Annotated in this window: 17 protein-coding genes and 2 riboswitches; of the genes, 10 read left to right on the forward strand and 7 right to left on the reverse strand. The window is 70.9% G+C overall.

From position 1 onward, the window contains the following. Nucleotides 1–47 precede the first annotated feature (47 nt). Nucleotides 48–239, forward strand: a riboswitch (cobalamin riboswitch). The 3 genes from cobN to ABIE38_RS08655 all read left to right on the forward strand — a co-directional run bounded on the left by cobN (nucleotide 231) and on the right by ABIE38_RS08655 (nucleotide 5,098). Next, nucleotides 231–4,112, forward strand: a complete 3,882-nt coding sequence (cobN, locus tag ABIE38_RS08645) for a cobaltochelatase subunit CobN (protein ID WP_354055394.1) — start codon at nucleotides 231–233, stop codon at nucleotides 4,110–4,112. It overlaps the preceding riboswitch by 9 nt. Next, nucleotides 4,105–4,917, forward strand: coding sequence for a precorrin-6A synthase (deacetylating) (gene cobF / locus ABIE38_RS08650; protein ID WP_354055396.1), 813 nt, complete (start codon nucleotides 4,105–4,107; stop codon nucleotides 4,915–4,917). Before cobN ends, cobF begins: the two co-directional genes overlap by 8 nt. 43 nt (nucleotides 4,918–4,960) lie before the next feature. After that, nucleotides 4,961–5,098, forward strand: coding sequence for a hypothetical protein (locus ABIE38_RS08655; protein ID WP_354055398.1), 138 nt, complete (start codon nucleotides 4,961–4,963; stop codon nucleotides 5,096–5,098). Between the two features lie 51 nt (nucleotides 5,099–5,149). Here the strand turns inward: ABIE38_RS08655 and ABIE38_RS08660 are convergent, their stop codons facing one another. From ABIE38_RS08660 to ABIE38_RS08685, 6 genes are all read right to left on the reverse strand, one after another. After that, nucleotides 5,150–5,941 carry an ABC transporter ATP-binding protein gene (locus ABIE38_RS08660; RefSeq protein ID WP_354055400.1) on the reverse strand — a complete coding sequence of 264 codons (792 nt, stop codon included), beginning with the start codon at nucleotides 5,939–5,941 and terminating at the stop codon, nucleotides 5,150–5,152. Next, nucleotides 5,938–6,993: a FecCD family ABC transporter permease gene (locus ABIE38_RS08665; protein ID WP_354055402.1), complete on the reverse strand. Its 1,056-nt coding sequence runs from the start codon at nucleotides 6,991–6,993 to the stop codon at nucleotides 5,938–5,940. Before ABIE38_RS08665 ends, ABIE38_RS08660 begins: the two co-directional genes overlap by 4 nt. A 79-nt stretch (nucleotides 6,994–7,072) precedes the next feature. Continuing rightward, nucleotides 7,073–8,101: an ABC transporter substrate-binding protein gene (locus tag ABIE38_RS08670; protein WP_354055404.1), complete on the reverse strand. Its 1,029-nt coding sequence runs from the start codon at nucleotides 8,099–8,101 to the stop codon at nucleotides 7,073–7,075. Between the two features lie 55 nt (nucleotides 8,102–8,156). Beyond that, nucleotides 8,157–8,337, reverse strand: a riboswitch (cobalamin riboswitch). 45 nt (nucleotides 8,338–8,382) lie between these two features. Further along, the gene (locus ABIE38_RS08675; RefSeq protein WP_354055406.1) at nucleotides 8,383–8,730 is read right to left on the reverse strand and encodes a hypothetical protein; all 348 of its coding nucleotides are present in this window, start codon (nucleotides 8,728–8,730) and stop codon (nucleotides 8,383–8,385) included. A gap of 157 nt (nucleotides 8,731–8,887) precedes the next feature. Next, nucleotides 8,888–10,648 carry an NTP transferase domain-containing protein gene (locus tag ABIE38_RS08680; protein ID WP_354055408.1) on the reverse strand — a complete coding sequence of 587 codons (1,761 nt, stop codon included), beginning with the start codon at nucleotides 10,646–10,648 and terminating at the stop codon, nucleotides 8,888–8,890. Then, nucleotides 10,645–11,259, reverse strand: coding sequence for a TetR/AcrR family transcriptional regulator (locus ABIE38_RS08685; RefSeq protein WP_354055410.1), 615 nt, complete (start codon nucleotides 11,257–11,259; stop codon nucleotides 10,645–10,647). The genes ABIE38_RS08680 and ABIE38_RS08685 overlap by 4 nt, the downstream gene beginning before the upstream one ends. A gap of 104 nt (nucleotides 11,260–11,363) precedes the next feature. Here ABIE38_RS08685 and ABIE38_RS08690 point away from each other — a divergent pair, with 104 nt between their 5' ends. From ABIE38_RS08690 to ABIE38_RS08720, 7 genes are all read left to right on the forward strand, one after another. Then, the gene (locus ABIE38_RS08690) at nucleotides 11,364–13,019 is read left to right on the forward strand and encodes an MFS transporter (protein ID WP_354055412.1); all 1,656 of its coding nucleotides are present in this window, start codon (nucleotides 11,364–11,366) and stop codon (nucleotides 13,017–13,019) included. A gap of 287 nt (nucleotides 13,020–13,306) precedes the next feature. Continuing rightward, the gene (locus tag ABIE38_RS08695) at nucleotides 13,307–13,615 is read left to right on the forward strand and encodes a hypothetical protein (RefSeq protein ID WP_354055414.1); all 309 of its coding nucleotides are present in this window, start codon (nucleotides 13,307–13,309) and stop codon (nucleotides 13,613–13,615) included. Between the two features lie 112 nt (nucleotides 13,616–13,727). Further along, nucleotides 13,728–16,427, forward strand: coding sequence for a helix-turn-helix transcriptional regulator (locus tag ABIE38_RS08700; RefSeq protein ID WP_354055416.1), 2,700 nt, complete (start codon nucleotides 13,728–13,730; stop codon nucleotides 16,425–16,427). Between the two features lie 234 nt (nucleotides 16,428–16,661). Then, nucleotides 16,662–18,221 carry an FAD-dependent monooxygenase gene (locus ABIE38_RS08705; RefSeq protein WP_354055418.1) on the forward strand — a complete coding sequence of 520 codons (1,560 nt, stop codon included), beginning with the start codon at nucleotides 16,662–16,664 and terminating at the stop codon, nucleotides 18,219–18,221. Then, nucleotides 18,218–18,910 (forward strand): HD domain-containing protein, encoded by a 693-nt coding sequence (locus tag ABIE38_RS08710; RefSeq protein ID WP_354055420.1) that lies wholly within the window; start codon nucleotides 18,218–18,220, stop codon nucleotides 18,908–18,910. The genes ABIE38_RS08705 and ABIE38_RS08710 overlap by 4 nt, the downstream gene beginning before the upstream one ends. Nucleotides 18,911–18,929: 19 nt before the next feature. Beyond that, the gene (locus ABIE38_RS08715; protein ID WP_354055422.1) at nucleotides 18,930–19,349 is read left to right on the forward strand and encodes a nuclear transport factor 2 family protein; all 420 of its coding nucleotides are present in this window, start codon (nucleotides 18,930–18,932) and stop codon (nucleotides 19,347–19,349) included. 17 nt (nucleotides 19,350–19,366) lie between these two features. Further along, nucleotides 19,367–20,746 (forward strand): FAD-binding oxidoreductase, encoded by a 1,380-nt coding sequence (locus ABIE38_RS08720; protein WP_354055424.1) that lies wholly within the window; start codon nucleotides 19,367–19,369, stop codon nucleotides 20,744–20,746. Nucleotides 20,747–20,819: 73 nt separating this feature from the next. Here ABIE38_RS08720 and ABIE38_RS08725 read toward each other — a convergent pair whose 3' ends face one another. After that, nucleotides 20,820–23,168 carry an FdhF/YdeP family oxidoreductase gene (locus ABIE38_RS08725; RefSeq protein ID WP_354055426.1) on the reverse strand — a complete coding sequence of 783 codons (2,349 nt, stop codon included), beginning with the start codon at nucleotides 23,166–23,168 and terminating at the stop codon, nucleotides 20,820–20,822. Nucleotides 23,169–23,176: the final 8 nt, after the last annotated feature.

The following is a 23,176-nucleotide window of genomic DNA, read 5'->3' on the forward strand; positions in this document are numbered from 1 at the left end:
CGAGCGGGTAGCCGGCGGCCGGACACCCGTTGGGGAGCGGCGCCGGATAGGCTCGCCGGTGCCGTGGTGCTCGGGAAGCCGGAGGAAAAGCCGGCGCGGCCCTCGCCACTGTAGTCGCGGAGTCGCGCACCCTCGTCCGTCCCCGAGTGGGGCGGAGACCACTGGGCCCAGGCCCGGGAAGGTCGGTCGCGCGGCGTCGATGCGAAAGCCAGGAGACCGGCCACGGCGTCATGTTCCACGAGGGTTTGGAGAAGAACATGCGCCATGACCGGCGTTCGGCGTCCCCTGAGGACGCCTCGGCACCATCGGACGACACCGCACCATCGGACGACACCGCACCATCGACTGACACGGCATCACCACGGCGCTCGGGCCAGCCACCACGCATCACCCTGCTGTCCACCTCGGACACGGATCTGCTCTCCGCGCGGGCCTCTCGCGCGCAGTGGACGCTCGGCAACCCGTCCCGGGTCGACGTGGACTCGGACCTGCCCGGCCTGCTCGCCGGCGCCGACCTGGTCGTGGTCCGGATCCTCGGGTCCCGCCGGTCGTGGGAGCCCGGGTTCGCCGCGGTCATGGCCTCCGGCCGGCCGGTGGTCGTCCTGGGCGGCGAGCAGGCCCCGGACGCCGACCTGATGGAGTTGTCCACCGTCCCGATCGGTATCGCGGCCGAGGCACACCGCTACCTCGCCGAGGGGGGAGAGCGGAACCTCGCCCAGCTCCACGCCTTCCTCTCGGACACCGTGCTGCTCACCGGCACCGGATTCGCACCCCCGGAGAGCGTCCCGGTGTGGGGGATGCCACCGCGGCCGGAGTCTGTGGCCTCCCCGATCGGAACCGACCAGTCGCGGGGCGTCCCCCGCGTGGGAGTGCTCTACTACCGGGCGCACGAGGTCAGCGGGAACTCGGAGTTCGCGCATGCGCTCGCCGATGCCATCGACGCCACCGGGCAGGCCGTGGGCGTCCCCGTGTTCGCCGGGTCGCTCCGCTCGGCCCCCGACGAGCTGTTCGAGGCGCTCGGGACGCTCGACGCGCTGATCGTCACGGTCCTGGCCGCCGGCGGCACCACGCCAGGCGCGGTGAGCGCGGGCGGCGAGGACGAGACGTGGGACGTCGAACGGATCGCGACGCTCGACATCCCGGTGCTGCAGGGGCTGTGCCTGACGTGGAGTCGGGAGGACTGGGAGGCCTCCGACGACGGCGTCAACCCGCTGGACTCGGCCAACCAGATCGCGATCCCCGAGTTCGACGGCCGAATCATCACCGCGCCGTTCTCGTTCAAGGAGATCGACGCCGACGGGTTGCCCCGGTACGTGGCCGACCCCGAACGCTGCGCCCGCGTCGCGGGGATCGCGGTCTCGCACGCGCGGCTGCGTCACGTGCCCGCGGCCGAGCGACGCGTCGCGCTGGTGCTCTCGGCCTACCCGACCAAGCACTCGCGGATCGGAAACGCGGTCGGTCTGGACACCCCGGTGTCGACCATCCGACTCCTGCGCCGCATGCGCGACGAGGGGTACGACCTGGGGCCGGCGGACGGGCCGGTCGCCCGGTTCCTCGACACCGCGGGGGACTACGCCGACGACACCGCCGCCGGAGACGCGCTGATCCACGCCCTGATCGCCGCGGGCGGTCAGGACGAGGAGTGGCTCACGAACGCCCAGCTCACCGACAGTCACGTGCGGATCTCGACCGACGACTACCTCGCGTGGACGGCGGACCTGCCCGAGTCGCTGCGCTCCGAGATGGTCGAGGCCTGGGGGCAGGCGCCCGGTCAGCTGTTCGTCAACGACGCCGGCGAGATCGTCCTGGCCACCATCCAGGCCGGCAATGTCGTCCTGTTGATCCAGCCGCCCCGCGGGTTCGGCGAGAACCCGGTCGCGATCTACCACGATCCCGAGTTGGCGCCCTCCCACCACTACCTGGCCGCCTACCGGTGGCTGGCGCGGGGTTTCGGCGCCCACGCGCTGGTCCACATCGGCAAGCACGGTTCGCTGGAGTGGCTGCCGGGCAAGAACGCCGCGCTGTCGGCGTCGTGCGCGACCGACGCGGCGATCGCGGACATGCCGTTGATCTACCCGTTCCTGGTCAACGACCCGGGGGAGGGGGCCCAGGCCAAGCGTCGCGCCCACGCCACGATCGTCGACCACCTGGTGCCGCCGATGGCCCGCGCCGAGTCCTACGGTGACATCGCCCGCCTCGAGCAGCTGCTGGACGAGTACGGCAACATCGCCTCCATGGACCCGGCCAAGCTGCCGGCCATCCGCGCGCAGATCTGGACCCTCATGCGGTCGGCACACATGCACGAGGACCTGGGCCTGGAGCAGCAGCCGGGGGACGAGGAGTTCGACGACTTCCTGCTCCACGTCGACGGCTGGCTGTGCGAGATCAAGGACGTCCAGATCCGCGACGGCCTGCACGTGCTGGGTCAGGCGCCGGACGGCGAGGCCCGGGTGAACCTGGTGCTGGCGATCCTGCGGGCCTCCCAGGTGTGGGGTGGTGAGTTCGGCGCGGTCCCCGGTCTGCGCCGCGCGCTCGGGCTGGGGGAGGACGCCCCGACCCCGGAGGTCGACCGCGTGGAGGCCCTGGCCCGGGCGCTGGTCGAGGACATGGACGCCCGGGGGTGGGACCTCGCGGCGGTGCCGGAGGTCCTGGCCGCCGCGGGGCTCGGGTCCGGTGGGACCGGAACCGGCGGTGAGTCCGCGGGCGACGAGGTCGGGATCGACGAGGTCGGGATCGACGAGGTCAAGATAGACGACGACGAGGTCGGCCGCGTGCTGGAGTTCGCCGCCCGCGAGGTGGTTCCGCGCCTGGCCGCCACCGTCGATGAGCTCGACGCGGTGATGCACGCCCTGGACGGCGGATTCGTGCCGGCCGGTCCGTCGGGCTCGCCCCTGCGCGGCCTGGTCAACGTGCTGCCGACCGGCCGCAACTTCTACACCGTGGACCCGCGCGCCATTCCGTCCCGGCTGGCCTGGGACACGGGCCAGGCGATGGCCGACTCTCTGCTGGACCGCCATGTGGCGGAGACCGGCGAGTACCCGAGCTCGGTGGGATTGTCGATCTGGGGCACCTCGGCCATGCGGACCTCGGGTGACGACGTGGCTGAGGTCCTGGCCCTGCTCGGCGTCCGTCCGGAATGGGACGAGGCCTCCCGCCGGGTCAACGGGCTCGAGGTGGTCCCGGCCGCCGAGCTCGGACGCCCGCGCGTCGACGTGACCGTGCGCATCTCGGGGTTCTTCCGGGACGCCTTCCCGCACGTCATCACCATGCTCGACGACGCCGTCCGGATGGTGGCGGACCTCGACGAGCCGGCCGAGCACAACTACGTCGCCGCTCACACCCGCGCGGACCTGGCCGAGCACTCAGACCACCGGCGCGCGACCACCCGCATCTTCGGCTCCGCGCCGGGGTCGTACGGCGCCGGGATCCTGCAGACCATCGAGGCCGGCAACTGGCGGGACGACCGCGACCTGGCCGAGGTCTACACCCGGTGGGGAGGCTTCGCCTACGGCCGCGACCTGGACGGCGTCCCGGCCGCGGACGACATGCGCACCAACTACCGGCGCATCGCGGTGGCCGCCAAGAACATCGACACCCGCGAGCACGACATCGCAGACTCGGACGACTACTTCCAGTACCACGGCGGGATGATCGCGACCGTGCGCGCGCTGACCGGCGCCGAACCCCGCGCCTACGTGGGGGATTCCACCACGCCGGACGCCATCCGCACCCGGTCGCTCGCGGAGGAGACGGTCCGGGTCTTCCGGGCGCGCGTGGTCAACCCCCGGTGGATCGCGGCCATGCAGCGGCACGGCTACAAGGGGGCCTTCGAGCTGGCTGCGACGGTGGACTACCTCTTCGGCTTCGATGCCACCGCCGGGGTCGTGCACGACTGGATGTACGACACGTTGGCCAGGGAGTACGTGCTGGATCAGACCAACCAGGAGTTCCTACGTCGCTCCAACCCGTGGGCCCTGCGCGGGATGATCGAGCGGCTCTCCGAGGCCGCCGACCGCGGGCTGTGGGCCGAGCCGGACGCCGAGATCATGGACCGGATGCGGCAGGTATACCTGGACGTCGAGGGCGACCTCGAGGACACCCACGGTGACTGACCGCGTGTCCCGCCTCCCGACCGGGGAGGCGGGAGGCACGCCGCGCCGCCGGGTGCGGGTGGTGGGGATCGGCTCCGGGGGACCGGACCAGATCACGGTGGAGGCGATCACGGCCCTGCGGGAGTCCGCCTACGCTCTGGCCGCGGTCAAGGGGGCCTCAGACCCGCTGGTCGACCTCCGTAGGCAGCTGCTCGCCCGGCACGCGCCGGGCGTCGAGTTGGTGGGAGTCGTTGATCCGGAGCGGGACCGCTCGTCGTCGTCGACCTCCTCCCACCTCGGGTACCGCGGTGTGGTCCTGGACTGGCACGAGGCCCGGTCCCTGGCGTGGGAGCGAGTGCTGACGGACCGCCCTGGCGACGTGGCGGTGCCCGTGTGGGGCGACCCCGCCTTCTACGACTCCACGCTGCGGATCGTCGACCGGATCCTCGCCCGTGGCCGGCTCGACTTCGCCGTCGAGGTGATCCCCGGCATCTCCGCTCTACAGGTGTTGGCGGCGCGTCACCGGCTGGTCCTACATGAGATCGGCGGGACGGTCACCGTGACCACCGGCCGGCGTCTGGCGGAGGTCGTCGCCGGCGGCGCGGACAACGTGGTGGTGATGCTCAACGCGGACCTGCCGCTGGAGGACCTGCACGACTGGCACATTTGGTGGGGCGGCAACCTCGGCGACCAGGGGGAATGCCTGGTCTCGGGCAGGGTCGGCGATGTTCTGCCGGAGCTGCGGGACCTCCGTGAGCGGCTTCGCGCAGAGCACGGCTGGGTGATGGACGTGTACCTGCTGCGCCGCCCGGTCGCGGCGGGCTGATGCTGTGCCTACACTGGCGCTCCCCCGAGAACAGAGGTGCACGATGGCTTTCCTGAGAAATGCCCTGCGGACCGGAGTCGCGCTCAAGGCCGCCGAGGTGGTCAAGCGTGAGGCGTCCAAGCCGGAGAACCAGCGTAAGGCCCGCGAGTTCGCGGACAAGCTGCGCAACCGCCGGCGCTGACCGCCGGCGCTGACCGCCGGCGTTGACGGCCGGGGTCTCCGGCGCCGGTGATCAGCGTGCGAGATACCGCACGTGTACCCCTCGTCCATCGTGGGTGACCTCGGCCCGGACGCCGTACACGTCCTGTATCAGTTCCGGCGTGAGGACCTCGGACGGGCGGCCCCCGGCGACGAGGCGCCCCCAGGACAGGACCTCGAGCCGGTCGCAGAACGTGGCCGCGAGAGTGAGGTCGTGCAGAGCCGCCACCACCGTCGCCCCGGTTCCCCGCACCAGCGTCAGCAGGTCGAGTTGATGGCGGATGTCCAGGTGGTTGGTCGGCTCGTCTAGCACGAGCACGTCCGGTTCCTGGGCCAGGGCCCGCGCGATCTGCGTCCGCTGCCGCTCGCCGCCGGACAGGGTGGAATACCGCTGGTCTAGACGGTCGGTGAGCGCGGTGGTGGCGGCGGCGCGGAGTACGGCCGCATCGTCCGCTGCGCGTGGGCCGGACCACGCGGCGCGGTGGGGGATGCGTCCGAGCTCGATCACGTCCCGCACCGTCGGGTTCTGGTCGGTGGACACCTCCTGCTCGACAAGGGCCACGCGCCGTGAGAACTGCCTGCGTGGCAACACCCGGATATCGGTGCCGTCGAGCAGGACGCGGCCGGTCGAGGGCCGCAGCAGGCCCGTCATGACGCGCAGCAGAGTGGACTTGCCCGAGCCGTTGGGGCCCAGGACCCCCACCATCGACCCGGGCTCCGGAGCCAGGGAGAGATCGGTGATGATCGGCCGACCACGGACGGACCACGACACGTCCCTCGCCTCGAGTGTCGACGGAATCCGCCCCGTCGGTGGTTCTCCCGTCATCTGTGTCTCCCTCTGCGGAGCAGCAGGACCACGAACGCCGGCACGCCGATGAGCGCCGTGGCCACACCGATCGGCAGGTCCTGCGGCGCGATGACCGTCCGGGCGGCGGCGTCGATCCAGACCACGAAGATCGCCCCCAGCAGCGCCGCAGTGGGTACCAGGACCCGATGACGCATGCCGACGACGGCCCGGGCGGCGTGCGGCAACACCAGTCCGACGAACCCGATCGCGCCACAGGTGCTGACGATGACGGCGGTGATGAGTGCGGTGACCACCATGAGCACGAGCCGGGTGCGGGCCACGTTCACACCGAGGGCGGCCGCCGCGTCCTGACCGAAGGTGAAGGCGTCCAGGCTGGAGGTGTGCAGCAGGCACACCAGCAGCCCGACGAGCACGACGACGCCGCACACCGCCACGTCCGACCACCGGACGGAAGCCAACGAGCCGAGCAGCCAGAACAACACACCCCGGGTCTGTTCGGCGTCGGCCGCGATGAAGACGACGAACGAGGTCACGGCCGAGAACAGCTGGGTGGCGGCGACACCGGCGAGCACCACCCGGTCGGTCGTTCCGCCGGAGGCGAAGGCCAGTAGCAGGACGAACCCGAAGGCGGTCAGCGCCCCGACGAAAGCGCCCGTGGTGAGTCCGACCGCCCCCGCTCCGACGCCCAGGACCACGACGAGCACCGCGCCCGTGGATGCGCCGGAGGAGATGCCGAGGATGTACGGGTCGGCCAGGGGGTTGCGGAGCAGCGACTGCAGGATCACCCCGCACAGGGCGAGCCCGGCGCCGGCCAGAGCCGCCATCATCGTCCTGGGCAGGCGCAGGTTCCAGATGATCCCCTCCTGGATGCGCGTCAACCCCGACTCGGTACCGGCGAGTCGCGCCAGGGCCGACTGCGCCACGTCCCCTGCCGTCAGGCCCGAGGGGCCGATCGTCAGTACGAGTGCGATCGACACGCCGAGCACGCCCAGTCCGGCGAGCCACAGAACGGCCAGGGCGACTGGCCGCCGCAGCGGTGCCTGCCGGTCCGCCGGGTCCGGCCTGCCCACGATGACGGTGTGGCCGGCGTCGTCCTGACGAGGGCGGGTGTGTGCCGGCCCAGACCGTGGTCGAGCACCGGGCATCAGATCAGTTCGTCGGATTCGGCTCACCGGCCAGCCCGAGTTCCTTGAGTCCCGCCGCGACGGTCTCCACCCCGTAGACAGTGCGCAGGGAGGGGTTCATCTCGGCGCCGGTGAGCTCGATGAACCGCTTCCCGCGGACCGCCGACATCTCCCTGGTCACCGGGTTCGACTCCAGGTAGGCGATCTTGGCCGCTCCGGTCTCGGCCGTCTGGCTCCGGCGGGTCAGGTCGCCGAGGACGATGACATCGGGGTCGCGCTCGGCCACGACCTCCCAGTTGATCTGCGGCCATTCCTGCGTGGTGTCGTCGAAGACGTTCTCCACGCCGAGGGTGCGCGAGATGAGCCCCGGGGCGCCACAGCAGCCGGCCAGGTACGGGGACTCCGAGTTGGCGAACCAGAACATCGCCGACACCCCGGTCGCGTCCACGGTCTCCTGCGCCCTGTCGAGCCTGAGCTGCAGGTCCGTGACCAGCTCCTCGCCGGCCTGCTCCACCTGGAAGATCTGCGCGAGCTCGGTGATCTCCCGGTAGAGCAGGTCCGTGGTGAACGGCGTCTCGCGCTCTCCGTCACCGGAGTCGGAGATCTTGCCCACGCAGTCGGCGGGGGAGAGGTAAGTGCCCACACCCAACTCGTGGAACTGCTCGCGGGTCGCGACTCCGCCGTCCCCGAGGGTGCCGCCGAAGGAGGCCGTGACGAAGTCCGGCTCCACGTCGAGGACCGCCTCCATCGACGGCGCGTTGTCGGCCAACCGCGGGATGGCGGCGTTCGCCTCGGCGAACTCCTCGAGCACGGGGTCGGTCCAGGTGGCGGTACCGACCATCCGGTCGGCGAGGCCCAGAGCGAGCAGGATCTCCGTCGAGCCCTGGTTGAGCGAGACGATCCGCTCGGGGATCGAGTCGACGGTCACCTCCTGACCGCAGTTCTCTATCGGGCCGACCGCCGGGCCGGCGGTGGCAGCCGGGTCATCGGCTGCGCAGGAGGTGAGGACGAGGGCGGCGGCGCCGACGAGGGCGAGCAGGCCTGACTTACGCATGGGTGTACTCCGAGGTCGCGGGCCTGGAACGCGAAGCCCGATCATGACCAGGCGGTGGGGACCGCGAGGGCCAGCCGGTATTCGGACTCGGGATCCTCTGGACGGGGCGCCTTCCCAGATCCTGCGATCCAGTGGCATCGTGCCCCGCCATCACCCATACCGCTGCGCGTCAGTCCCGGACTCACACCGGGTTCCCGCGACCCCTCCGGGGTCATGCTGGCGATCAGACGTTAACACAACCGGACACGCCAGCCCGCCTGGGCGTTTCCCGCCGTGCGAGCCTACAGCCGCTGTATCCGTGCGAAGGGGTACCGCGCGACCGCCCCGACGAGCAGGGCGTAAGCGGCGGTGGCCGCGAGAAGCCCGGTCGAGGCGTCCAGTCGGAACTCGGACATCACTGCGGGGATCACCGCGACCACAGGCGCCAGCGCCAGGCCGGCGGCGAGCAGGCACCACGTTCCCACGAGCTGGTTCGCCCTGTGGGTCAGCTCGGGATCGCTGCGTACCCGCGCGGGTACGCGGTAGCCCTTGCGGGGATCGGCAACCCACCCGCGGTGTCCGGTGTATGCGGCGAGCGCCGAGGCGGCCGCGGCGAGGCCGAACGCCGTGGCGATGATCGTGTATCCCACCTCATCCCTCCTCAGCCCGGGTCACCGGATGTAACTGATGATGAACGCGGCGACCGCGGCGACCGCCTGCTCCTTCTTGTTCTCACAGTGGCTGCCGTATAGGGACTTAACGCTCCTCAGGGTCGGATGCGGTGGAGGGCCGGTTCGACCGCGGCCTTCAGATCCAGTCGACGATCTCCACGAGGTCGTCGGCCCCGGCTCCCTCCGGGATCACAGCGAGCGCGGGAGCGCCCGCGAGGTCGGCCAGGTGGGCGGTGCGTACCCGGCTGGAGAGCGTCCATCCGCCGGCCCCGTCGGGGCGGGCCGGCAGGATCCGCGCACGGCCCGGGGCGGAGAGCCGGTCGAGACCGGTCACCCGGGCCAGGACCGCAGGTCGCGTCCTGCCGGTGAGTGCGTCGACCAGCGCGCGGCCCGTGGTGGCGGCCGCGCTCACCGCCGCCAGGGGGTTGCCGGGAAGTCCCAGCAGTACGCGGCCGTCGGGCAGCGCCGCCACCAGTTGCGACCCCCCGGGTCGGACGCGGACCCCGTCGAGCACGATGGTCGCGCCCGCTCGCTCGAGGGCGGGGCGGAGGTGGTCGGCCACCCCGCGGCCGGTCGCGCCGACCAGGACGACGACGTGCACGGCAGGCTGCCCGGCCCCGCCGAAGAGCACCGAGTCCATGGCATCCGCGGTGTCCGGGCAGTGACCGGGCGGCCCGGTGCCAGCGAACCCCGCCCGTCCGAGCGCCCCGACGAGCAGCGGGCCCACGGTGTCGCGGATCCGGCCCGGCGGCAACGGCGACGGGCTGTCGGCGGGCATGACCTCGTCGCCCGTCGTCACCACGGTCGCGCGCACCGGCCCGCGGACCGTCACCGAGGTCAGGCCCGCCGACAGGGCCGCCGAGGCGAGCGCCGGGTCCAGCGTGACTCCCGCCTCCGTGAGCTCGTGGCCGGCGGTCCAGTCCTCGCCGGCCGGCCGCAGGTCATCCTGGCCGGTGGCCTCGGGCAGGGCCGTCACGACCGCGGGCCCGGATCCGTCCCGCGTCACCTCGACGAGCTCGTGGCGGAGCACCCTGTCACCGCCGGCCGGGACGAGCGCGCCGGTCGCGATGGGCGCGGCGGTGCCGGAGATCAGCCCGCCGGGCGTACTCGTCCCGGCCCGGAGCGCGGGCCCCGTCAAGCGCCACGGGCCCGGACCGGCGAGGGCGTACCCGTCCATAGCCGAGACCGGTTGGCGCGGCATCGGGTCGGCCGCGACCAGCGGTGCGGCGAGGACGCCCCCGATCGCGCCGAGGGGAGGGAGGGCGGTCGGCGGCAGCGGCGCGAGCCCCGCCCGCAGGACGGCCCCCACGTGAGCCAGTGTGATCGGCCCGGAGGCGACCACCTCGGCCCAGGTGTCGACGTCCCGCGCGGGCGCGCCGACTCCCACGCGGGTGAGCACCTCGCCGTCGTACAGGGCCCGGACCGGTCGCCCGCCGAGGCCGCCGGACCGCCGAAGGGCGTCCAGCCGAGCGGCGAGGGCGGGGCGGTGCCACACGGCGAGCAGGTACTGGTCACGACCCCCCGCGTCCACGGCGAGGGCGGCGGCGGGCCGCCGGGTAGACGCGGCGGCGGGCCGCCCCAGCGCGGCGACGAGGACGCTGAGGGTGACGGCGTCGAGGTCCGGGAGGTCACAGGCGACGACGACGACGAGGTCCACCCGCTCCGGGAGCGCCGCCAGCCCCGCCGCGATCCCGGCGACGGGACCGGAATAGGGCGGCTCCTCGCAGGTGTCACCTCCGGGGCCGACTGTGACGACCGGGCCCGCCACCGCCGCGGCGGCGTCCACCACGGCCTGGAGCATCGGTCGGCCCGCCACCGCGATCCCCGCCTTGTCGGCGCCGCCGAGGCGGCTTCCGCGGCCTCCGGTCAGGACGATCGCGCCGACGGCGTCGGTCACGAGTCGGCCACCGTGCGGTGCCGGGCCGCCTCTCCTGCCAGGCGGCTGCGCAGGAAGTCATCGACGAGCATCTCGATGTCCGTGGCGCTGAACGGTCGCAACCCGATCATGCGCGCGAGGACCACCGGCCCGGCGAGCTGGGCCACCGCCAGGTCGCGGTCCCCGGGGATCAGGGTTCCGGCGGACTCGGCGGCGGACAGGACCGCGTGCAGTGGGGCGGCGTAGGAGTCCACTATGCCGCGGCGCAGCTCGCCCACCTCGTCGTCGTTCCCGGCCCCTCTGCCCATGGCCAGCCATCCCCACATCGACTGCTGCAGCGGAGCGTCCTGGATCAGGCGCGTCATGGACGTGCACAACTGGAGGAGTTGGTCGCGCACCGGGGCGTCGCTCGGAGGCGGCTCCGGTGCCGGCAGCAGGCGTCGGAAAGCCGCGGCGATCAGTGAGTCGGTGGAGGGGAAGTTGCGGTACAGCGTGGTCCGGGCGACGCCGGACACGCGGGTGACCGCGTCCACCGTCACCGCCGCGGCGCCACCTGACAGGAGCAGGTCCACCGCGGCGTCCAGGAGTTTTCCCCGCGAGCGGGCGCGGCGCGGATCGGTCGGAGACTGCATGGGTCCATTGTGACGGCCCCGGGTGGGATACGGTGTGGTGACCCGACCGATACCGGCGGTATCGTTTCTCGAGATGTCGCCACCTCCGACCCCAGGGAGCCGAAGTGCTGGAACTGACCACCGGACGGCGCCGCTGGCTCCTGTTCGTCAACATCGTGGCGGTGTCGCTGGTCGTCGCCACGATGTCCGCGCTGTACACCTCCCTGCCGGACATCGCCGTGGCCACCGGGGCCACCCAGGCCCAGCTCACCTGGATCGTCGACTCCTACACGCTGGCCCTCGCCGCGCTCGTGCTCACCGCAGGCGCGCTGGGCGACCGCTTCGGCCGCCGGGCCACCCTCATCGTGGGGCTGGCCCTGTTCACCGTGTCCTCGGCCCTGCCCATCTGGCTGGACTCGCCGCTGTGGGTGATCGTCCTGCGTGCGGTGGCCGGAGTGGGCGCGGCGTTCGTCATGCCCTCCACTCTCTCGCTGCTCACCGCCAGTTTCCCCTCCGAGCGTCGCGGCTCCGCGGTGGGCATGTGGGCCGGGTTCGCGGGCATCGGCGGGATCGTCGGCCTGCTCAGCTCGGGGGTCATGCTGGAGGTGTGGTCATGGAAGGCGATCTTCGTGGTCTACTCCGGCATCGGTCTGCTGGTTCTCCTGGCCGCCCTCACGATCGGTGAATCGGTGGCCTCCAGGCACGGTCGGCCGGATGTGCTGGGGTCCGTGTTCTCGGCGCTGGCGGTCGGTGGCGTCGTCTTCGGGCTCATCGAGGGCGCGCACACGAGCTTCTCCGACCCCCTCGTCGTCGCCACCCTCATCGTGGCCGCGGTGAGCCTGCTGGCCTTCGTCCTGGTCGAACTCCGTGCCACCGACCCCCTCCTCGACGTGCGGTACTTCCGCCGGCGGGGCTTCGCCACGGGGTCCATCTCCGTCGGGATGCAGTTCCTGACGATCTTCGGGTTCTTCCTGCTGATCGTGCAGTACCTGCAGTTGGTCAAGGGGTACGACCCGATCGCGGCCTCCCTGGCGTTGGCCCCGATGGCCCTGCCGGTTCTACTCTTCTCGCTGATCTCGCCCCGAATCACCGCCGTGGTCGGACTGCGGGTCGTCTCCGTGGTGGGCGTCGGCGCGATCGCGGCCGGGATGATCCTGCTCTCCCGGCTGGGCGTCGACTCCACGTACTGGGACATCATGTGGCCGATGCTCGCGGCGGGCGTGGGCCTGGGGCTATCGACGGCGCCGGCGACCTCGGCGATCGTCTCCGACATCTCCGTCGACGAACAGGGTGTGGCCGCCGCCGTCAACGACGCGATGCGCGAGGTGGGCGCCGCTATCGGCATCGCGCTCTCGGGCAGCATCCTGGCCGGCCGCTACGCCACCGGGATCGTCGACGTCCTGCCCGGCGTGCCCGAGTCCGGGCGGCAGGCGGTCGAGAGCTCCTTCGCCGGAGCGGTGGAGTTCGTCGCCGTGGCCGGCCCGGCACTCCAGGGGATAGTCGATGCCGCCGCCGACGTCTTCGTGACCGGGATCTCCGACGCACTGTTCGCGCTGGGGCTGGTCGCGGCCGGCGCTGCGGTGGTGCTGCTGTTCGTGGCGCCCGGGCGGGGCTACGTCCCGCACGGTGAGTCGGAGACCGCCGATGCGGCTGCTGCTGCGGCTGCTGCTGCGGCTGCTGCTGTTGCGGAGGATACTGAGGTCGTCTCCGGTCCCGAACCCGCCTCGACGGCAGGCGCTCCAGTAGATGCCAGCCCCGGGAGAACCCGCCCCTCAACCTGAACTCACGCGTGCGCGGCGGTGCACGCCGGTGTTCAGGCACATGGGCGGATGGCGGGCGCGACGGCGCGCGCACGCGCTGATGCCCGCCTGAACTGTGTGCGGTTACCCCCGTGTGATGCTCGAAACCGGCTCTGACCATGCGCCCGGCGGATCGCCGCCCCGACCGCCCGTGACCGGATGGCAGGGATATCTACGTCTGGTGACCGACGATGTGTCGCGATGGATGCCGAAGGATCGTTTCAGTTACGGAAGCCGAAGCGCTTCGCCCGTCGGAACGGAGTCCGAGCATGAACACGATCGCACTGCGCACGATGGCCGCCACCGCACTCGCCGTGGGAACGGTACTGGGCGCCACCGGGATGGCATCCGCAGACCCGGTGAACAACCCCAAGCCGACCGGCCCGCCGTGGAGCCCGTCTGCTGACGGCTTGACCTGGTGCTTCGAAGGGTACTGCGACAACTGGGACAAGCTGGACAACTACGTGTGCACCACCGCCGCCCCCACCGCGTTGCTGTGCGACGTGATCATGGTCGGCGTCCGGGTCCTGCCCCCGTTGAACATCGGCGACCTGGTCCCACACCACATCATCCGCTGAACCAGGGGTGCCGGGTCCGAGGCCCCGAACCGCACGGCGCGTGGTCGTCGGTTCCCGGTCACTCGTGTTAATCGCGGCGGACAGCCCGGTCCCGTGACCTATTGTCGTGCCCATGCAGTCGCGCCGGCCGGGGGCGCGCCGCCTGGTGGTCGACGAGGTGGGCGCCGCGCTGAGGTCTGCCGCCACCGGCACGGGCCCCCGCACCCTGGTGCTGACCGCGGGTCCCGGCAGCGGAAAGTCGCACACTCTGAGGGAGCTGGTGGCGGAAGCGCACACCACCGGCCGCTGGTCCACCGCTGACGAGTTGTCGTGGCGTCAGCCGTATTCGGTCATCTCGGATCTGGTGGAAATGGCCGCACCCACACCCGCTCCGGCGGACTTCGGCGATCGTGTGTTCGCGGCGGTCGATGCGCTGTGTGCGGACGCACCGCAGCTGCTGGTCGTGGACGACGCGCACAACGCCGATTCCGCCAGTCTAGAGGTTTTGGCCCGCGCCGCGGCGGCGGCACGGGACCTCCCGTTGACGATTCTCGTCGCACGACGGCATCTGCCGGAGCGGGAGCTGCTCCGGAGGTTGACGGTCCAACCTCTGGTCAGGGAATGGGTGTTGCCCCGAATGGATGCGGCAGAGATGGACGACCTCATCCGAGCGGAGCTGGGCGAGATCGGGGATGACCGGTTGCGACGAGCGATCGCCGATCGTTCGGCGGGAAATCCCATGCACGCGCTCGCCCTAATCAGGGGCCACCTGGAACACGACCCCTGTGGAGGGCTCGGCGAGACGGCGACGGTGGATACATCACTTCACCGGTCCGTTCGCAGCCAACTGGCCCTGCTCGACCAGAAGTCCCGGGATCTGGTGGACAGGTTGGCGGTGTGGGGTGGTACTGCCTTGGTGAGCGACCTTGCCGCACTAGGCGAGGAGTCGCCAGCGGAACTGGTGGGGGCCGTGCGCACCGCTGTCGACGCGGGCGTCGTCGATCTGGCGGTGACCGGTGCCCTCTCGTTCACCCATGACATGTACGCCGACGTCGCGTATTCCGAGCTGGCGCGGCCGTTGCGGGCGGTGCTCCACTCGGCGATCGCGGGGTATCACACCGCAGCCGGAGACCGTCAACTGGCGGCGCACCACCACATGGCGGCCGGGGCCCGTGGCCCGGAGATGGTCGCCGCTGTCGACGCCGCCACCGGAGAACTCGCGCACGCCCCGGCGGTGGCCGCCGATCTGCTCAACACCGCCTCACGCCTGTCCACGGCCGATTCCTCCGCCAGACCAATCGCTTTGCAGCTGGCGACGGCACTGGCTCGTTCCGGGCAACTGGACCGGGCGGCGCAGGTCGCGGCCGAGGGCCTCCGCGAGGCGGTGGACTCGGCGACCGCGGAGAAGCTCCACAGCATCTTGATCTTCACGTTGATCAACCGCGCCGACGCCGCTGCGGTTCACGAGCTGATCGAGCGGACCCTTCAGCTCCCCGTCGACGAAGCGACGCGCGCGCAGATGCACGACATCGGGTTCTACGTCGATCTCATGGAGGGGGTCGAGACCGTCCCGGCGCGGCAGAGGTCGGGAGCCGGCGGATCCGCCATCGGTATGGAGGCCGAGGCCCTGCGTAGGTTCGTGTCCGGTGACATCTCCGGGGCACTCGATACCGCGCTCACAGCGTCGCGACTCGGTGGAGACGTCGACGCGGACGTCGAGCTGAACAGGGCGGTGGAGGTATGGCCACCGATGATCGAGCTGTACCTTCACGGGCCGTCCGCCGCGGAAGCACTGTTGACCCGGGCGCTACAACAGCGATCCGACCGAGACATCCCCTGGCTCTCCTCGTATCTCGAGTTCGTCAGAGGCTCGATCGAGTTGGCTCGCGGACGCCTCGACGACGCGGCCGCGACGTTGGACAGCGCCCTCGAGCCGGCACTGGCCTCACAGCTACGGTGGACCTCCCTCGGGGAAGGGACACGTGCCCTCATCGACGTGTATCGCTCCGACTTCGCCTCGGCGGCCCTGCGACTGGAAGTGTTCGCCGCCAGTGGCCGCCCCGACCTCCTGGGCCTGCCCGAGATCGCACGGACGCACGCACTGCTGCTCGAGGCGCGGCGGAAACTGCGGCCTGCCTCGGAAGCCGCCCACCGGTGCTGGGACCGATCGGCGGAACGCGGATGCTACGGCTGGCTCCCCACCTTCGCGGTGGACTGCGCTCGGATCGCTGCGCGTGCGGGAAACGCTGACCTCGCCCGCGACGTGGTCGAGGTTCTCGGCGTGATGCCTTTCGACGTGCCCGAGGCGGGTGCTGGGAAGGTAGCCCTCGCCGCGGTGATGTGTCAGAACGGCGACGGCGGGGAGGTGGTCGCCGCGGCGACACACTGCGCCACCGATGCCCGCACCCGCGGAGACGCCGTCACCGAGGCGTCGGGTTGGGAGGAGGCCGCTTGCGCAGCAGGCGCACTGGGCGACAGGGCCTCGGCTCGTCGGTACGCGAGGTCGGCGCTCCTGATCTATCAGGTGATGCACGCGCCCGCCCTCAGTGCCCGTGTGATCTCCCGGCTGCGACCCCACGGGGTGCGGCTGGATCCCGCCACCGTCCGCGAGCGGCCCCGGGAAGGGTGGGGTTCTCTCACCCGAACCGAGGTCACCGTGGTCGAGCTGGTGGCATCTGGGTTGTCGGGCCCTGAGATCGCGGATCGCCTGTTCATCTCCACCCGTACCGTGCAGACCCACATCTCGCGTGCCCTCACCAAGCTGAACCTGCGTACCCGTGTCGAACTGGCTGCCTACGTTGCCGGCGGACGCACCTCCCTCCCGGGGCGCTGATCAGACAGCTCCCTCACGCCTGTCTCCCGCGCGCCTGTCTCACGTATGCCATCAGGCGTGGCACGAAAAGGTACGTCACCGCACCGATGATCGCGCCTCCTTTCGGTCGCAGACTTGTCCCAACCGACACAGCTCGCCGTACCCCACACCACGGGCTTCGGCGGGGCGCCATCGATCAAGGACCGTCGTGAGAGTCATGTATTCCCTGCCGGACAAGCCTGATGGAACCACGTCATGAGTGTCTCGCCCCCGACCCCTGACTCCGTCCTCGTGGTCGGCGCCGGGCCGGTCGGCCTGGTGGCCGCGTGCGAACTCGCCAGGCGCGGGGTCACCGTGCGCGTCGTCGACAAACTGATGGCACCGACCAACCAGTCACGAGCAGTCGCCGTCCACGCCGCGAGCCTCGAGATGCTCGACCGACTCGGCGTCGCGGAGGAACTCATCGCCACCGGCGTGACGTCCGCCGGGATGAAGATCGTCAGCGGAGGATCGACTCTGGTCACCGTCCCGCTCGACAGCATCGACAGCGTCTACCCGTTCACCCTCATCACCGCCCAGACCGAAACCGAGCGCGTACTCACCACCCGGTTGGAGGCTCTGGGGGCGAGCGTCGAACGTGGCCGGGAGGTTGTCGACCTCACACAGGACGCCGACCGCGTCCAGGTGACCGTGCGCACCGACAGCGGCGACACGGAGACCGTCGACGCCGGATGGGTGGTCGCCGCCGACGGGGCCCGCAGCGCGACCAGGCACTTTCTGGGAACCAAGCTCGCCGATGGTGATTTCCACGGACACCACTTCCTGCTCGGCGACGTCGACGCCCACCATCACCTCGGCGACGTGCACATGCACACCTTCCTGCACCCCGATGGGCCGGTGATCGCCCTGCCGATGGTGGGAGGCCGGCTGCGGCTCGTCGCCCAACTGCACAACGCACCTGTGACCCCGCCCGGCGCCGTGCCGGAGCGTGCCGAACTGCAGGAGATACTCGACCGCCGCATCGGGGGAGTGATCATCACCCGGTCGCACTGGCTGACGGGTTTCGAGGTCAAGCACGGTCAGGTCCCCCGGTACCGCCACGGCCGGGTCTTTCTGGCCGGCGACGCCGCCCACATCCACAGTCCCGTCGGAGGACAGGGCATGAACACCGGGATGCAGGACGCGGCGAACCTCTCCTGGAAGTTGGCGGCCGCCGTCTCCGGCGACGGCGGGCAGTCACTACTCGACAGCTACCACACCGAACGCCACCCGATCGCGAAGAAGGTCATCTCCTTCACCAGCGCACTGACCAGGGCCGGCACCCTGCGCGGCCCGGTGCGGAAGGTCCGCAATACTGCGGCCGCGGTAGTTGGGCGGTCACACTTCCTCACCGAGAGGTTCGCCGACACCCTCGCAGAACTGACGGTCGCATACCCGCACAGCCCGATCATCAGGCGCCAGGCCCCGCGCGGCGCCGTCGTCACCGCCGGTCACCGCTTCCCCTACGTCAATCAGGACATCACCCGGAGCCTGTTCGCGGACGCTGCCGGACACACGATGTTGACGGTCGCCGGTGTCGCAGCAGCACCTGCGCCCCCGGTCGGCGGACGCAGACACGTCCTCGTTGCGGACGGCGCCTCGCCGGTCGATGGATATGACGCCGTCGTCGCCGATCCGCACCATTCCGTCGGTCGGCGCCTGGGCCTGACCTCCGGCGGCCATGTCCTCTGCCGGCCCGACGGTTACATCGGTGCTGTTCTCGCGCTGGGCGACGAGGCCGGCATCGCCGATTACTACGCCACTCTCGAACGATGACCGAGCACCGCGCCCCGTACGCTGCCGGCACCGCGGAGGATGTCGTCGCCATCGCGGACATCCCGCAGTTCCGCGCTGCCCTGGACCTGATGAGCAGGCTCGAATCGAGATCGATCGCCAACCACAGTGTGCGGACCTACCTGTTCGCGCGCATCGCCGCCGCGCATCTCGGCGTCATCGAGGGCTCGGACTATGACGACCGGCTGCTGTTCATGGCCTGTGTCCTGCACGACCTCGGGCTCGCCTCAAACGACGAGCGCACCGGACGTTTCGAGGTCGTCGGCGCCGACCGCGCCGCCGAGTTTCTCACCGGGCAGTGCTGGCCGGCGGCCGAGGTGGACGCCGTGTGGGAAGCAATAGCGCTCCATTCCTCCGCACAGATCTCCGAGCGCAGAGGTCCCCTGTGTGTGCTCGTCCGCGAAGGCGTCAGCGCCGACTTCGGCGGAGCCATCGGGCCGGGCCTGGCACCCACCGCAGTGTCCGACGAGCAGGCTCGAGTCATCCACGGCGCCTACCCGCGGTTCGACATGGCGAGCTCTCTGGTTGAGGCGATCTGTCGACAGGCTGCCCGGGACCCCGCCAACGCTCCACGGTTCACCCTCCCGGGCGAACTGCTCCGCGAGCGCGGCGACCCGCCCGTTCAAACCCGACTCGAGCGCGATGCACTGGCCTCGCGTTGGGGCAGCTGACCCGAAAGTGGTGGCGCACATGAATCTCGCACGACACTTCCTCGCCGACTGGTTCGATCGGCTCTCCGCGTCAGGCTTCGACGGTTCGGTCTTCCTCGACGCACTGGCCGACGACCTCGTGTGGACGGCCACGGGCCAGTCCCCGGTGTCGGGGACGTTCCACGGCAGACAGCAGTACATCGACAACGTCTGGACGCCGCTCGATCAGCACCTCGCACGATGGCCACGAGCGGAGGTTGTCCGAATCCTCGGCGACGGCGACTGGGCGACAGTGCAATTCCGCGGGGTCGGTGGACTCGGTGTCAACGGATCCGATTACACCCTCGACTACTGCTGGATCGTGCACGTGGAGAACGACCGGATCACCGAAGTAATCGGCTTCTACGACCAGACCAAGGTCAACGAACTGTTCGCACCCACACCCCACCAGCCGTCATGACTCACCATGGAGTCCCCATGTCGACCGCCCCACCCCCACCACGCGTGTCAGCCCGCCTCGGGATACCCGAGCTCGCGCGGGCCCTCGCCGGTCCAGTCCTCACCCCTGCCGACGCCGGTTTCGTCGACGAGGTCGCCGGGTTCAACCTGACGGTCGCACCGGCACCGGTCGCCGTCGTCGGAGCGAGTTCGTCGGGCGACGTGGCCACGGCGATCCGCCACGCGCAGAACGCCGAGCTCCGCGTCGGTGTCCGCGCGACCGGCCACGGCCCCAGCGGGGGAGACGACCAGTACCTCACCGTCACCACGCACCGGATGACGCGAGTCGACGTCGACCCGGCCCGTCGCCGCGCCCGTGTCGAGGCCGGGGCACGGTGGCGGGACGTGCTGGCTGCGACCGCGCCGCACGGACTGACCGGTGCCGTGGGCTCGTCGTCTGCCGTCGGCGTCGTCGGGTACACCCTCGGCGGGGGGCTCAGCCCGTTCGGTCGCACGGTGGGTTACGCCGCCGATCACGTCCGGTCGCTCGATGTGGTGACGGCTGACGGTCTGCTCAGACGCGTCGACCGCCTTGACGAACCGGACCTGTTCTGGGCACTGCGTGGCGGACGCGACGGTCTGGGGATCGTGACCTCGATGGAGTTCGACCTGTTCGACATCGGCAGCTTCCACGGTGGAGGGATGTTCTTCGACAGTGCGCTCGCCCACGTCGTCCTGCACCTGTGGAGACAGTGGGCTCCGACCCTTCCCGACGACGCCGGAACGTCCATCGCACTGCTGCGACTCCCTCCGGACCCTCACCTGCCCCCGGTGCTCCAGGGCAGGACGGTGGTGCATCTGCGCTTCACCTTCCTCGGCGACGACTCCACCGGCGACGCGTTGCTGGCACCCATGCGCGCCGCCGGGCCGACCCTGCTGGATACCGTCGGAAGGACGCCGATTCCCGCCCTCGATGGGGTGCACATGGATCCGGTCGGGCCGATGGCGGTTCTGGACGCCTCCGCCACCACCGAATCGCTCCCGGCCGACGCCGTCGACGCCGTGCTCGCTGTCGCGGGACCGGAAGTCGACAGTCCCCTGGCCACTGTCGAGATCCGCCTTCTGGGTGGCAGGCTCGATTGTCCGCAGGGCCCGAGCGACTCTGTCATCGGTCGCGGTAGCGCGTTCAACGTGTTCACCGCCGGCGTGTGCGCCGGACCGCTGGGCGAACTCGCCGCGGTCCACACCTCCGCGGTGGTGGACGCGGTCGCGCCCTGGTCCGACGGCGCGCTCCTCAATTTCGCCGGACGGCTTGGCGCCGCGCAACGAAACCAGCTGTGGCCCGACGACGAACGAGCACGGTTGGCGGCGATCAGATCCGCCTACGATCCGCACGGCGTACTCCGGCCAGCACGGTGACCGAGGACCGGCGCGCGCCGCTGCGGCTCGAACCGGGCTCCGCCTCTGCGCCGGTTGCTCGCCGCTACGCTCGCTAGCGCTCGCTGAGCGGCTCGAACCGGACGGTCACCGCCTTGAAACCGGGAGTGTTGGACTCCCGCGCCACGTTCTGACGGTGGACCAGGTTGTTGGCCTCGGGGAAGTAGGCCGCGCAGCAGCCGCGGGCCGTCGGGTAGGACACCAGGCGGAACCTCTCCGCCCGGCGCTCGGTGGTCACGCCGTCCGAGCCGGTGAACACGCTCACCACGTCCACCAGCTGGCGATCCTCGAGCCCCAGGGCGGTCAGGTCGTCGGGGTTCACGAGGATCACCCGACGCCCCTCGGAGATGCCCCGGTAGCGGTCGTCGAGACCGTAGAAGGTGGTGTTGTACTGGTCGTGGGACCGCATGGTCTGCAGGATCAGGTGCCCGTCCGGCGCCTCCAGCCACTCGAGCGGTGACACCGTGAAGTGCGCGCGCCCGGACGGGGTGGCGAAGGACCGGGTGTCGCGCGGCGGATTGGGCAGCACGAACCCGGACTTCTGCCGCACCCGCCGGTTGTAGTCGGTGAACCCGGGGATCACCCGCTCGATGTGGTCCCGGATCACGTCGTAGTCCTCCGCCATCGCGCGCCACCCCACCGGGTGGTCGTGACCGAGGATCGCCTCCGCCATGCCCGCGACGATCTGCGGTTCGCTGAGCAACTGCTCCGACACCGGCTCCAGCCGCCCCTGGGACGAGCGGATCACCGACATCGAGTCCTCCACCGAGACGAACTGCGCGCCCCCGGGATGGCGGTCGTCGCGGTCCGTGCGTCCGAGCGTCGGGAGGATGAGCGACGTCTGCCCGTGGACCACGTGGGAGCGATTGGGTTTGGTCGACACGTGGACGGTCAGCCCGGTGCGCTGCATCCCCTTCTCGAGGACGTCGGTGTCCGAGCACGCCTTGGCGAAGTTGCCGCCCATGGAGACGAACACGTCCACGTCACCGCGCTCGAACGCCTCGAGCGTCTCCGTCGAGTCGTAGCCGTGCTCACGCGGCGAGGTGATGCCGAACTCGTCGTCGAGCCCGTCCAGCAACATCGCGCCCGGCTTCTCCCAGATCCCCATGGTCCGGTCGCCCTGGACGTTGGAGTGGCCGCGGACCGGGCAGGCGCCGGCGCCGGGCTTGCCGAAGTTGCCCTGCAGCAGCAGCACGTTGACGATCTCGCGCAGGGTGTCCACCGAGTGTGGCTGCTGCGTGAGGCCCAGTGCCCAGCAGATGATCGTGCCCCGCGAGTGGACGAGCAGGGTGGCCAGGCGTTCGATCTGGTCGCGGCGCAGTCCCGTGGCCCGCTCGGTGGTCTCCCAGTCCAGCTCGGCACGCGCGGCGGCGTAGTCCCGGAAGCCCTCGGTGCACGTGTCGATGAAGTCGCGGTCCACCACCGTGCCGGGCGCGGCCTCCTCGGCCCGGAGCAGCAGGTGCCCCAGGGCCTGGAACAGCGCGAGGTCGCCGCCCACCTTGATCTGGAGGAAGTCATCCGAGACGGTCTCGCCTCCGCCCTCGACCAGGCTCTTGGCGATTCCGGTGGGCGACTGGGGGTCGGCGAACCCGAGCAGGCCGGCCTCGGGCAACGGGTTGACCGCCACCACGTGGGCCCCGCGTCGCCGGGCGTCGGTGAGGGTGGAGAGCATCCGGGGGTGGTTGGTGCCGGGATTCTGTCCGACGACGAGGATGACGTCCGCGTGATCGAAGTCCTCGAGCGAGACCGTCCCCTTGCCGATGCCGATCGTGGGCGTCATGGCCGACCCGGAGGACTCGTGGCACATGTTGGAGCAGTCGGGCAGGTTGTTGGTGCCGATGGACCGCGCGAGCAGTTGGTACATGAACGCGGTCTCGTTGGCCGTCCGGCCGGAGGTGTAGAACACGCAGCGGTCCGGCGAGGTGGCGGTGACGTGCTCTGCCATGAGGGCGAACGCCTCCCGCCACCCGATCGGCGAGTAATGCTCATCGCCGGGCCTGAGCACCACCGGCTCGGTGATCCGGCCCTGGTTGCCCAGCCAGTACTCGGTCTTGTCGCGGAGCTCGCGGATCGGGTGGGCGGCCCACCACTCGGGGGTCACGGTCCGGGTGGTGGACTCCTCGGCCACGGCCTTGGCGCCGTTCTCGCAGAACTCCGCCGGCTTGCGCGGCCCGGTGATGGACTCCGGCCAGGCGCACCCGGGGCAGTCCGTGCCACCGCGGTGGTTGAGGCGGGCCAACGCCCGCGCCGTCCGGGTCACACCGGCCTGCGAGATCCCCCGCTCGAGCGCCACCGAGACGGCCTTGAGGCCCGCCGCGCTGGTCTCGGGTTCGCCGACCCGGATCCGTGTCTCGTCGATGTCGGCGACGGGCGCGGACCGCCGGATGCGAGGGACAAGGCTCATCGCCCCAT

Source organism: Dietzia sp. 2505 (assembly GCF_040546785.1).
Classification (GTDB): Bacteria; Actinomycetota; Actinomycetes; order Mycobacteriales; family Mycobacteriaceae; genus Dietzia.